Genomic DNA, 12555 nt, shown 5'->3' on the forward strand with positions numbered 1-12555 from the left:
TGGGGGGCGCCCCGTCCCCCTTCAGGTGACCGCCGACGTGCGGAGTACGGACCCGACCCGGCGCTCAGCCCTTCACCGCGCCGATGATCACGCCCTTGACGAAGTGCCGCTGCACGAACGGGTAGACCAGGACGATCGGCGAGACCGTGACCACCACCACCGCCATCTTGATCGCCAGCGTCGGCGGCATCGAGACCCCGAGCGTGCCGGCGTTGTTCGGCGACTGGCCGGCCAGGATGAAGCTCTGCAACACCCGCTGGATCGGGAACTTCGAGTTGTCGTCGATGTAGAGCAGGGCGTTGAACCAGATGTTCCAGTAGCCCACCGCGTAGAAGAGCCCGACCACCGCGATCACCGCCCGGGAGAGCGGCAGCACGATCCGGGCCAGGATCCGGAACTCGCCGGCACCGTCGATCCGGGCGCTGTCCAGCAGCTCGGCCGGGATGTTCTGGAAGAACGCCCGCACCACCACCAGGTTGAAGACGCTGACCGCGGTCGGCAGGATCAGTGCCCAGATCTGGTCCTTCAACCCGAGCCCGGTGACCACCAGATAGCTCGGCACCATGCCGGGATAGATCAGGAACGTCAGCAGGAAGAAGAAGAGCAGCCCCCGGTGCCCGACCGTCCCGGGCCGGGACAACCCGTACGCGGCCAGCACGGTCAGCACCAGGCTCACCGCCGTACCGACCAGGGTGACCAGGGTGCTGGTCCAGAGCGCCTGGGTGACCAGCCCACCGGCGAAGATCGCCCGGTACGCCGAGAAGTCGATCTCCCTCGGCACCACGACCAGCCCACCCGCGGCGTTGATGGTCTGCCGGGACGCCAGACTCGTCACCAGCACCACCCAGAGCGGGATCAGCACCGCCAGCACCACGCCGGTGAGTACGCCGCCCCGGAAGACCTGGCCGGCCGCGGACGGCTCCTCCTCCCAGGCCGGTCGCCGGTTCCGCCCCCGACGCCGCTGCGCCGGGGCCGTCCGCAGAGGATCCGTCACAGTCATGATCGCGAGTACACTCCCCGCTCGCCGAGGGCGTGGGCGAACCGGTTGGCCGCCAGGATCAGCACCAGCCCGACCACGGCCTTGAAGAGCCCGGCGGCCGCGCCGTAGCCGTAGTTGCCGGTGGCGATGGAGTTGTAGTAGACGAAGGTGTCCAGCACCTCGGCCGCCTGCCGCCCCACCGCGTCGCGTTGCAGCATGAACTGCTCGAAGCCGACCGAGAGCGCGTCGCCGAGCCGCAGGATCAGCAGGAGTACGATCACCGGCCGCAGCCCGGGCAGCGTCACGTGCCACAGTCGCTTCCACCGGCCCGCCCCGTCGACCGCGGACGCCTCGTACAGGTGCGGGTCGATGGTGGAGAGCGCGGCGAGGAAGACGATCGTGCCCCAACCGACGTCCTTCCACACCGTCTCGGCGGTGACCAGCAGGATGAAGGTGTCCGGGTTGGACATGATGTTCCACGGTTCGAGCCCGACGTCGCGCATCTCCTGGGCGAGCAGCCCGGCCCCGCCGAACATCTGCACGAAGAAGGTGACCACCAGTACCCAGCTGAAGAAGTGCGGCAGATAGACGACGGTCTGCACGAAGCCCCGCAGCCTCGGCGAGAGGATGTTGTGCAGCATGATCGCCAGCATGATCGGCAGCGGGAAGTAGAAGACCAGTTGGAAGGTGGTGATCGCCAGGGTGTTGCGCAGCGCGTCCCAGAACGCCGGGTCGCCGAAGAGCGTCTCGAAGTGGGTCGTCCCGATCCAGGGGCTGTGCAGGAACGCCTGCAGCGGGGTGTCCCCGGCGTACGGGTTGTAGTCCTGGAAGGCGACGACGTTGCCGAGCGTCGGCAGGTAGTGGAAGACCAGCAGCAGCAGCGCGGCCGGGGCCACCATCACCAGCAGCGGCCAGTCCCGGCGCAGCCGGGCCCGCAGCGGTGCCCGGGCGCCCCTGCGGCGCCCACGGCCGTGGCGTACCGGCTCGGGACGGCGGTCCGGCCGGCCGGGACCACCGGCGGCGGGCCCGACCGGTGCGGGGCCGCCCCCGTCGCCGGCCGGCACGGCACCGGGCCGGGGCGGGGCGACGGTGACGTCGACCGGAGCGCCGGGTTCGCCGGCCCGGTCACCGGGCCGCGAGGTCACCCGGGCGTGGCCGCCGGGCGGGCGGCGCCGGTCCGCACCGGCGCCGCCCGCCCGGGCCGTTTCGCGGGTACTCATCGTCCGGCGTCGGCCAACGCCTTGGCGCGGAACTCGCGACCCTCGTCGCCGCCGCCGTTACGCCACTCCGTGATGATCGTGTCGAGGTCACCGATCGGCCGTCGGCCGCGCAGCAGGTCGGTCACCTTGTCGTCGGTCGGGACGAGGCTCGCCTTGAACCGGGCCGGCATCTCCAGCTTCAGGCCCGCCCAGGGGTCCTTCTCCAGGTACTTCACCATCTCGTTGGAGTAGGTCAGCATGTCCCGGACGTAGTTCGGGGTCTGCGGGGAGGGCTGCACCACCGGGCTGCGCCCGCTGATGAAGAAGTACTGGTTCTGGATCTCCTTGAAGCCGAGGTCGGTCTTGACCGGGCCGGTGGCGGTCCGGTTGTGGTGCTTGCCCTCCACTCCGTACTCGCGCAGGTCGAACTCCTTGGTGCCGAACGGCGCCGAGCACCAGTTGATCACCCGCAGCAGCTCCTCGACCCGGGCCTTGCCCAGCCCCTTCCTGATGAAGGTGTACGAGATCGGGTTGTCGTCGCCCCAGACCAGCGGGTCGCCGCCGGTGGCCGAGAAGATCGGCACCGGCTGGATGTTGAAGCCCGGGGTGATCCGCTGCTGCTCGGCCTGCATCGGCTGCCAGGCGCCCGGACCGTCCTGGAAGAAGAGGATCTTTCCGCTCTGGATCAACTGCTTGGAGTCGGCGCCCTTGCTGGCCACCAGGCTCGGGTGGACCAGGCCGGCCTGGTAGACCTTGGCCATGAACTCGACGGACTGCTTGTATTCCGGCGTCTCGTACTTGAACTCCGGCGTGCCGTCCGGCTTCAGCCGCCAGCCGTCGTCGGTGCCCGGCACCTTGTGGAACATCTGGACCATCGCGAAGATGTCGTTGAAGGCCCAGACCCCCTTGGCCGGGTCGGTCACCGACTTGCCGACCTCGAAGAGTTCGTCGATCGTCTTCGGATAGCCGTGGCCGGCCGCGTCGAGCAGGTCCTTGCGGTAGAAGAGCGCCCACGGGAAGGGCCCGTCCTTCGGACAGGGCACCGCCATCAGCCGCTCGTTCCAGAACGCGTTGCGCCAGGCTCCGGCCGGGAAGGTGGCCAGCATCGGGTACGGGTCGATCCCGGCGCCCTTGAGGTGGTCGGTGAGGTCCTCGAAGAGCGCGGCGGTCGCGTCGGCGAACCGGGGCAGCTTGGAGACCTCCCACTCCGGTACGCAGAGCAGGTCCGGCACGTCGCGGGCGCCGAGCATGGCGTTGAGCTTGTCCGCGTACGTGTTGCCGTCCTGGACGCTGAAGTTGACCTCGATGCCCAGTTCCGCGTTGACCGCCGCCAGGTACTGGCTCTGGCCGAGTCCGGGCGGTGCCGGGCCCCAGGCCGGGGTCATCGCGTTGATCCGCTGGCCGCTGCTGCCCGGCTTGTCGGCGATGGCGTCGACCAGGGTGCTCGGAAACTCGGTGTAGCCGTCCGGCACCGGACGGGTGCCGATGATGCTCGGCTTGGGGATGCCGGGCGGCAGGTCCTTCTGGTGGGGCAGCAGGCCGGCGAGCTTGTCCAGGTCCTGGGCGCTGCTGGTGGAGGCCACCTCGCCACCGCAGCCGGCGAGCAGGCCACTGCCGACGGTCGCCGCGGCACCGAGGCCCACCAGGCTCAGGAAGTTCCTACGGTTGGTGGCGCTGCCCGGGCCGGATGCTTCCACGGGGGCGCTCCCTTCGATATCGCCGTCCGGGCCGCCGACCCGCGTGCCACGCGGGAGCCGAACCCGTTCGGTTGCTGGGTGGGTATGGGGTAGAGTGAGTTAGTCGGTTGACTAAACAAAAGTAATCGACGGTGACCGGTGCCACAAGACATCGAACAATCATGGCGCGGCGGGTGAGCGTGGGCCGGCGCGTGGCGGTGCGGCATGATGGCCGCGCCGTCGGCAACCCGGCTCGACACCGGGCCCGGAGACCGACACGCGGGGAGCGGGGCTGAACTTGTTCACGACGCAGACCGGTCCGCAGCCGGCCGATCTCGCCGACGTACGGGCCACGAACCTCGCCGTCGTCCTGCGCTTCGTCCGGGCGCACGCGCCCTGCTCCCGGGCGGACATCGCCGCCTCGACCGGGCTGAACAAGGCGACCGTCTCCAGCCTGGTCGCCGAGTTGCTCGACCGGCGACTGGTCCGGGAGACCGGCCTGGCCGAGAACCGGATCGGCCGCCCCGCGACCATACTGGTGGTCGACGGCGCCCCGTACGCGGCGATCGGCATCGAGGTGAGCATCGACGAGCTGACCGTGGTCGCGGTCGACCTCGCCGGCACCGAGCTGCTCTCCTGGCGACGCGCCTTCGACGGGTCGTCCGGCTCACCCGGCCGGGCGGTCAGCGCGATAGCCGCGCTCGCCAACCGCGCCGTCAACCGGGTCGGCAACCAGGCACGCGAGGTGCTCGGCCTCACCGTGGCGGTCCCCGGGCTGGTGGACGCCGACGGCACCGTGCGGCTCGCCACCACGCTCGGCTGGCGCGATCTCCCGCTCGGCACCGACCTGCGACGCGCGCTGCGCGATCCCGCCTTCGAGGTGGCGGTGGAGAACGACGCCAACCTCGCCGCCCTCGCCGAATACCGGCACGGCCCGTACGCCGGCACCGCCAACCTGGTCCACCTGACCGGCGGCGCCGGGCTCGGCGCGGGCGTGATCGCCGACGGCCGGCTGCTGCGCGGCGGGCGCGGGTTCGCCGGCGAACTGGGACACGTGCCGGTCGAACCGGGCGGTCCGCACTGCCCCTGCGGCCGGCACGGCTGCCTGGAGGCGGTTGCCGGCATCCCCGCACTGATCCGCCGGGCGCTGCCGGACGCGGCCGAGGACGGCCCGATCAGCGACTTCGCCCCCGAGGTCGAGCGGATCCGGACGAAGGCCCGCCGGGGTGACCGGCCCACCCTGGACGCGCTCGCCGACACCGGCCGCTACCTCGGCCGGGGCGTGGCGCTGCTGGCCAACCTGGTCAACCCCGAGGTGGTGCTGCTGGGTGGCTACTTCGCCACGCTGGCACCGTGGCTGCTGCCCGCCGCCGAGACGGAACTGCTGGCCGGCACGCTGGCCCCGGAGGCCGGCGGTGCCCGGCTGCTCGCCTCGGCCCTCGGCACCGGCGCGGCGGCGGCCGGCGGGGCGGCCCGGACGCTGGAGACGGTCGACGCGGGTCGGCTACCGCCACCCGGCCCGGGCTGGGCTGCCAGGCAGGAGGCGGGGTCGGCCGCGAAGGCCTCGCGGAAGTCGCCCACCCGGTCCAGCACGGCGCCCCCCGGAGCCGAGCCGGAGCCGACCTCCGGGCCGACCTCGGCCGGACCGGAGGCACCGGCCACGGCAGGACCGCAGCCGACCGGCCCGAGCCGGCAGCCGGCCGGCCAGCACTGACGCGACCGCCGCACCGCCGGGGCCACCCGGGCGGTGAGCGATCGTGGCCGATCCATTTCCAGCCAACCTCTTGACCCGGTACGCCGGCTGGTGAAAACCTCGGAGTGCTCCCCCGTAACCAGCGGGAAACCGCTTCCCTCGGTGGAGCGTCTCTTCCCTGGTCGTCGAAGCGCTTCGAGCTTCCCGGGCTGGCGGCCGGACACCCCCACCGTCCCGTGCACCCCCAACCCGACTCGAAGCGCTTCGACGATCCGCCACATCCGGTGCTGGCCCGACTGCGGCCCACCGGTCGGCACCGCCGCGGCGCCAGTCGAAGATCACGGAGGGCGATCGACCATGAGCGACACGAGATTCCGCGATCCTGACCAGCCGCTCGACGTACGGGTCGCCGACCTGCTCGGCCGGCTCACCCGGGCAGAGAAGATCGCGCTGCTCCCCCAGCACCAGGCCGCGCTGCCCCGGCTCGGGCTGCCGGCCTTCCGAACCGGCACCGAGGCGCTGCACGGGCTGGCCTGGCTCGGCCCGGCCACCGTCTTCCCACAGGCGCTCGGGCTGGGCAGCACCTGGAACCCCGAGCTGATCCGGGCCGTCGGCGCGGCCGTCGGTGACGAGGTGCGGGGCCTGCACCAGAAGGACCCGACCCGGGTCGGGCTGAACGTGTGGGCGCCGGTGGTCAACCCGCTCCGGGATCCCCGATGGGGACGCAACGAGGAGGGCTACGCCGAGGACCCCTGGCTGACCAGTTGGCTCGGCACGGCGTACGCCCGAGGACTGCGCGGCGACCACCCCGACTACCTGAAGACCGCACCGACGCTGAAGCACTTCCTCGGCTACAACAACGAGACCGACCGGTGCACCACCTCCAGCAACCTCCCGCCCCGGGTGCTGTACGAGTACGAGCTGCCCGCCTTCCGGGCCCCGATCGCCACCGGGGCGGCGGTGGCGGTGATGGCGTCGTACAACCTGGTCAACGGGCGGCCGGCGCACCTCAGTCCACTGATCGACGCGGAGCTGCGCCGGTGGACCAGCGACGAGATCATGGTGGTCAGCGACGCCGGTGCGATCTCCAACATCGCCGGGGCGCAGGGCTACCACCCCGACCACCCGAGCGGTTACGCCGCCGCCCTGCGGGCCGGCATCGACAGCTTCACCGAGGACGGTGAGAACACCGGGCCGACCATCGAACGGATCACCGAGGCGCTGCGCCGGGGACTGCTCGACGAGTCCGACCTGGACAACGCCGTCCGGCGGATCCTCACCGTCCGGTTCCGGCTCGGTGACCTCGACCCGCCGGGGCGGAACCCGTACGACGCGATCACGGCCGACGTGATCAACTGTCCGGCACACCAGGAACTGGCCCGGGAGGCCGCCCGGCAGTCGATCGTGCTGCTGCGCAACCCGGCCCGGCCCGGCAGCGGGGCGCTGCTCCCGCTGGATCCGGCCAGCACCGGCCGGCTGGCCGTACTCGGCCCGTTGGCCGACACGCTCTACGAGGACTGGTACAGCGGCACCCTGCCGTACGCGATCACCGCCCGGGACGGCCTGACGGCCCGGTTCGCCCACGCGACCACGCTGCACCACTGCGGGGCGGACCGGATCGCGCTGCGTACCGGCGACCGCTATCTCCGGGCCGCCGACACCCCGGACGGCGCGGCGCTGCGCCTCGACACCCTGCCGGCGGCGACCACGGCGGTTCCGCCGGACGGCTGGTTGGAGGTCTTCGACTGGGGTCAGGACGTCATCGCCTTGCGGTGCCTGGCCAACGGCCGGCACATCGGTGCGGACGAGGACGGCCTGCTGGTCAACGACCGGCCCGGCCCGGGTGGCTGGGTGGTCCGGGAGACGTTCCGGTTCGTCGACCGTCCGACCGGTGACCGCGTGCTGCACCACCTCGCCAGCGACCGATACGTCACCGTCGCCCCGGACGGCGTGCTCCGGGCCGACGCGGCCGACCCCGCCGACGGCACCGGCTTCACCGTCGAGCTGGTCGCCGACGGTACGGCCGAGGCGGCGGCGCTGGCCCGGGACGCCGACGTCGCCGTGGTGGTACTCGGCAACCACCCGATGGTCTGCGGCCGGGAGACCGAGGACCGGGCCGACCTGGCGCTGCCGAGCGCACAGGAAGCACTGCTCCGGGCGGTGTACGCGGCCAACCCGCGTACCGTGCTGGTGGTCAGCAGCAGCTATCCGTACGCGCTGGGCTGGGCCGACCGGCACCTGCCGGCGATCCTCTGGTCCGCGCACGGCGGCCAGGAGTACGGCGCCGCGCTGGCGGCCGTACTCGCCGGGGACGCCGACCCCGGTGGCCGGTTGACCCAGACCTGGTACCGCGACGCGGCCGAGCTGCCCGACCTGTTCGACTACGACGTGATAGCCACCGACACCACGTACCTCTACCATCGGGGCAATCCGCTCTACCCGTTCGGCCACGGGCTGAGCTACGCCGAGTTCGCCTACTCTGACCTGCGGCTGAGCGCGGACGAGGTGGACGCGGCCGGAGAGATCGAGGTCAGCGTGCGGGTGGCCAACGTCGGTTCGCGACCGGGCGACGAGGTGGTCCAGCTCTACACCCGGCAGCGGCGGTCCCGGGTGAAGCAACCGCTGCGCCAGCTTCGCGGCTTCGCCCGGGTGAGCCTGGCGCCGGGCGAGCGGACCACGGTACGGCTCCGACTGCGCGCCGCCGAGTTGGCACACTGGGACGTGACCCGGGGCCGGTACGTGGTGGAGGAGGCCCGGCACACCATCGCGGTCGGCCGGTCCAGTGCCGACCTGGTACTGACCGCCACCCTGGCCGTGCGCGGCGAGCCGGTACGCCCCCGGGACCCGCTGGCCGGTCCACTCCGGGGGGTCGACCACGACGAGTACGCCGGCACCGAGCCGCTGCCCGACGGCCCGGACGGTGCCGCCGTGGTCGCCCGGGAGGCCGGCGGCTGGGTCCGGTTCTCCCGGGTCGACTTCGGCACCGGGATACGCGGCGTCGCCGCCCGGGTCGGCGGGCAGCGGCCGCTGCCGGACGGTGCCCGGCTGGTGCTCCGGCTGGACGACCCGGTCCGGGGCCCGGTCGCCGGCACGCTCACCATCCCGCCGGCCGCCACCGCCCGCGAGGTGACCGGCCACTGGCACGGCGAGGCGACCGGGCTACGGGACCTCTACCTGATCTTCGACACCCCCGGCGCCACGGTGAGCTGGTTGACCTTCCTGGCCAGCCCGGACGGCGACCGTGCCGGGACGGGAACTGGAGGCGTCTAGTGGCCGAATCGTCGCGTCCCACCTCGCGACCGACGCCCCAACCGTCCCCGGCAGGCCTCGGCAAGCGGGCGGACATGGTGACCATCGCCGACGTGGCCCGGCACGCCGGTGTCGCGGTCAGCACCGTGTCGTACGTGCTCAGCGGCAAGCGCGCCATCTCGGCGTCGACCCGGGCCCGGGTACTGGCCAGCGTGCGCAGCCTCGGCTACCACCCGAACGCCGGGGCCCGGGCGCTGGCCAGCAAGCGGGCCAACGTGATCGCCCTGGTGCTGCCGCTGCGCTCCGGCATGCACCTGCCGGTACTGATGCAGTTCGCCACCGCCGTGGTCACCACCGCCCGGCAGTTCGACCACGACGTACTGCTGATGACCGCCGACGAGGGTCCGGCCGGACTGCGCCGGATCGCCGCCAGCGCGATGGTCGACGGCATCGTGCTGATGGACGTCGAGATGCACGACGCCCGGGTGCCGGTGCTGCGCGACCTTGAACGCCCCAGCGTGCTGATCGGCTTTCCGGCCGACCCGTCCGGACTCACCTGCGTGGACCTGGACTTCTACCGGGCCGGGGCGGCGTGTGTGGAGCACCTGGCCGGGCTCGGCCACCGCACGGTCGCGCTGCTCGGCGCCCCGGCGGTGGTCTACGACCGGGACACCGGTTTCGCCCACCGCACCCGGGCCGGATTCACCGAAACGGCACAGCGGCTCGGGATCGCGGCGACCGCCCAGTCGTGTGAGGAGAACTTCGAGGCGGTCGTCCGGGAGCTGGCCGGGCTGCTGGCCCGCCGGCCGGACCTGTCGGCGCTGGTGGTGCACAACGAGGCGGCGGTCGGCCAGGTGCTCGCCGCGCTGCCGGCGCTCGGCCGGCGGGTGCCGCAGGACGTCTCGGTGGTGGCGATCTGCCCGGACGAGGTCGCCGAACGGGCGAGCCCGGCGTTGACCTCGGTGCTGATCCCGGCCGAGGAGGTGGGCCGGCAGGCGGTGTCGCTGCTGATGTGCAAGCTGGCGGAGAAGCCGGTCCCGCAGAGCACCCTGCTGCCACCCCGGCTGACCGTACGGGCCAGCACCGCGACCGCACCCGCCAAGCCCCGGTGGGTACGCGCCGGCTCGCCCGCCTCCTGACCGCACACCGCCGGCTCCGGGCTGGTCGACTCGGCTGCTTGATCGGCCGACGGCCGGGTTGCGGTCGCCGGGTCGATCGTCTCCATCGGTTGATCGACCGACGGCCGGTTCTTGATCGGCGACGGCCGGACTGGTCGACTCGGGGCCATGGCCAACCACCACATGACCCCGGACGAGTTCCGGCGACACGGGCACCAGGTCGTCGACTGGATCGCCGACTACTGGAGCACCCTGGACCGGCGGCCGGTGACCTCCGCCGATCCGCCCGGCAGCGTCGCCGCCCGGCTGCCGGCCGGCCCGCCCGAGCGGGGTGAGCCGTTCGACCGGCTGCTCGCCGACCTGGAGACCGTGATCACCCCCGGTCTCACCCACTGGCAGCATCCCCGGTTCTTCGGCTACTTCCCGGCGAACACCTCCGGGCCCAGTGTGCTGGGCGACCTGGTCTGCGCCGGCCTCGGCGTGCAGGGCATGCTCTGGTCCACCGGCCCGGCCTGCACCGAGGTCGAGACGGTGGTGCTGGACTGGCTGGCCGAACTGCTCGACCTGCCGGCGAGGTTCCGGTCCAGCGGCTCCGGCGGTGGGGTGATCCAGGACTCGGCCTCCTCGGCGATCCTGATCGCCGTGCTGGCCGCACTGCACCGGGCCGCCGCCGGGCGGTGGCGGGGACACGGGGTGGAGCGGGCGTACCGGATCTACACCTCGACCCAGGGGCACTCGGCGATCGAGAAGGCGGTCCGGATCGCGGGCCTCGGCGACGCGGGACTGCGTACCGTCGCGGTCGATCCGGAGACCCTGGCGATGGATCCGGCGGCGCTGCGTACCGCCGTCGAGGCGGACCTGGCCGCCGGACTGGTCCCGGCGGCGGTGGTGGCGACGATCGGCACCACCTCCACCAACGCGGTCGACCCGATCCCGGCGATCGGCGAGCTGTGCCGGGAGTACGGCCTGTGGCTGCACGTCGACGCCGCGTACGCCGGAGCCGCCGCGGTCTGCCCGGAACTTCGGCACACGCACGCCGGACTGGAGTACGCCGACTCGTACTGCTTCGACCCGCACAAGTGGCTGCTCACCGGCTTCGACTGCGACGCGTTCTGGGTGGCGGACCGGGCGGAGCTGGTCGAGGCGCTGACCGTGCTGCCGGAGTACCTGCGCAATGCGGCGACCGAGTCCGGCGAGGTGCTCGACTACCGCGACTGGCAGGTACCGCTGGGGCGGCGGTTCCGGGCCCTGAAGCTCTGGTTCGTGCTCCGCTGGTACGGCGCCGAGGGGCTGCGCGCACACATCCGGGCCACGATCGGGCTCGGCAACTGGTTCGCCGACCGGGTCCGGGCCGACCGGCGCTTCGAACTGGTCGCGCCGGGTCCGTTCGCGCTGGTCTGCTTCCGGTTACTGTCCACCGGGAACGACGATGCCGACGACGCGGCGAACGCCGAACTGCTGGCCCGGGTCAACGCGACCGGCCGGGCGTACCTGACGCACACCCGGGTGGCCGGGCGCTACACGCTGCGGCTGGTGCCCGGTTCGCCGTACACCCGGGAGGAGCACGTGGCGCAGACCTGGCAGTTGATCACCCGCACCGCCACCGCCCTGCGGCGTTAGGAAGGGCCCCCGCAACAGCAGAAAGCGATGAGCGAGGGCCCCTGCTCACCACTCAGCCGCGCAGCGCGGCGATGAACCACTCGAACATCGGTACCCGGGGCGGGAACGGCGGCCGGTCGTTGAGCACGCCCAGCAACTCCCAGTACCGCTCGACACGTCGGTCGGTGAAGGTCGCCACCTCGTCGGCGAGCCGCACCCGCTCGTCGGCGGCGACGCCCGGACCGATGATCTGATCCAGGATCGCCCGACCCTCGGCGGAGTCCGGGGCGATCCCGTCCGCCAGCGCCCGGCCGGCCTGCTCGATCACCACCGCGTGGTCGTACGGCGGCGGCCCGCCCCGGTCGGCGGTCGGCTGGCCGCCGGCCACCGCCATCTGCCGGACCCGCTGCGCGAACTCCGGATCCGTGACGAGTTCGGCGAGTTCGAGCCAGGCGTCCACCTGCTCCGGGGTCGGATCGTCGGGCAGCTCGGCCGGCATCTGCCGCATCGCCTCGGCGATCCTCGCCCCTGGCTCGTACGGGTCGACGCCGGCGAAGGTACGGTCCACGAATTCGTCGATCATCCGCTGCCGCTCCTGCGCGGAGAGCCGGGCCAGTCTGTTCATCACTCTCATCTCCTCGGTCGTGCTGTTCCGTCGGGCGACCGACCGCAGCACCGCCCGGCGCAACTGGAGCGAACGGATCTCGGTGTCCAGGGCGCGTACGTGCGCCCGGGCCACGTCGGCCAGCGCGCTCTGCCGGGCCAGGATCCGCTGCACCGTCCCGAGGTCGAGCCCGAGTTCGCGCAGGGTCCGGACCAGTTCCAGCCGGGCCACCGCCTCGGTGTCGTACAACCGGTAGCCACTCGCGGACCGGCCGGTCGGCGGGATGACGTCGATGTCCGACCAGAAGCGGATGGTCCGCACCGGCAGTCCGGTACGTCGGGCGAGCTGTCCGATCGTGAACAGCTCGGTGCGGTCGTTCACAGCCAGAGCATCAACCTTCCAGCGACTGGAGACTCAAGCCATTATCTCGCGCGCCGG

General features: G+C 72.4%; 8 protein-coding genes. 4 read left to right on the plus strand and 4 right to left on the minus strand.

Annotation, left to right across the window (positions count from 1 at the left end; all coding sequences use genetic code 11):
• Positions 1–64: 64 nt before the first annotated feature.
• The 3 genes from EV371_RS02425 to EV371_RS02435 form a co-directional block, all read right to left on the minus strand.
• Entirely contained in the window at positions 65–1000 is a 936-nt protein-coding gene (locus EV371_RS02425; RefSeq protein WP_130460600.1) for a carbohydrate ABC transporter permease, read from the minus strand.
• On the minus strand, positions 997–1878 hold the full coding sequence (locus EV371_RS02430; RefSeq protein ID WP_130465598.1) for an ABC transporter permease subunit: 882 nt from the start codon (positions 1876–1878) through the stop codon (positions 997–999). The genes EV371_RS02425 and EV371_RS02430 overlap by 4 nt, the downstream gene beginning before the upstream one ends.
• Before the next feature lie 317 nt (positions 1879–2195).
• On the minus strand, positions 2196–3875 hold the full coding sequence (locus EV371_RS02435; protein WP_130460601.1) for an extracellular solute-binding protein: 1680 nt from the start codon (positions 3873–3875) through the stop codon (positions 2196–2198).
• 277 nt (positions 3876–4152) lie between these two features.
• Here EV371_RS02435 and EV371_RS02440 point away from each other — a divergent pair, with 277 nt between their 5' ends.
• From EV371_RS02440 to EV371_RS02455, 4 genes are all read left to right on the plus strand, one after another.
• Entirely contained in the window at positions 4153–5568 is a 1416-nt protein-coding gene (locus tag EV371_RS02440) for an ROK family protein (RefSeq protein WP_130460602.1), read from the plus strand.
• Positions 5569–5904: 336 nt separating this feature from the next.
• Positions 5905–8817 carry a glycoside hydrolase family 3 protein gene (locus EV371_RS02445; protein ID WP_130460603.1) on the plus strand — a complete coding sequence of 971 codons (2913 nt, stop codon included), beginning with the start codon at positions 5905–5907 and terminating at the stop codon, positions 8815–8817.
• Positions 8818–8891: 74 nt separating this feature from the next.
• Positions 8892–9935, plus strand: coding sequence for a substrate-binding domain-containing protein (locus EV371_RS02450; protein WP_130460604.1), 1044 nt, complete (start codon positions 8892–8894; stop codon positions 9933–9935).
• Positions 9936–10082: 147 nt separating this feature from the next.
• Positions 10083–11534: a PLP-dependent aminotransferase family protein gene (locus tag EV371_RS02455; protein WP_486484447.1), complete on the plus strand. Its 1452-nt coding sequence runs from the start codon at positions 10083–10085 to the stop codon at positions 11532–11534.
• 52 nt (positions 11535–11586) lie between these two features.
• Here EV371_RS02455 and EV371_RS02460 read toward each other — a convergent pair whose 3' ends face one another.
• Positions 11587–12498 (minus strand): MerR family transcriptional regulator, encoded by a 912-nt coding sequence (locus EV371_RS02460; RefSeq protein WP_130460605.1) that lies wholly within the window; start codon positions 12496–12498, stop codon positions 11587–11589.
• Positions 12499–12555: the final 57 nt, after the last annotated feature.

This window comes from Plantactinospora sp. CNZ321, assembly GCF_004217235.1.

Bases quoted from the DNA above. Each gene is read 5' to 3' on its own strand.
- EV371_RS02450 (WP_130460604.1), top strand. From the start codon at position 8,892: ATGGTGACCATCGCCGACGTGGCCCGGCACGCCGGTGTCGCGGTCAGC.
- EV371_RS02430 (WP_130465598.1), bottom strand. From the start codon at position 1,878: ATGGTGGCCCCGGCCGCGCTGCTGCTGCTGGTCTTCCACTACCTGCCG.
- EV371_RS02445 (WP_130460603.1), top strand. From the start codon at position 5,905: ATGAGCGACACGAGATTCCGCGATCCTGACCAGCCGCTCGACGTACGG.
- EV371_RS02425 (WP_130460600.1), bottom strand. From the start codon at position 1,000: ATGACTGTGACGGATCCTCTGCGGACGGCCCCGGCGCAGCGGCGTCGG.
- EV371_RS02455 (WP_486484447.1), top strand. From the start codon at position 10,083: ATGGCCAACCACCACATGACCCCGGACGAGTTCCGGCGACACGGGCAC.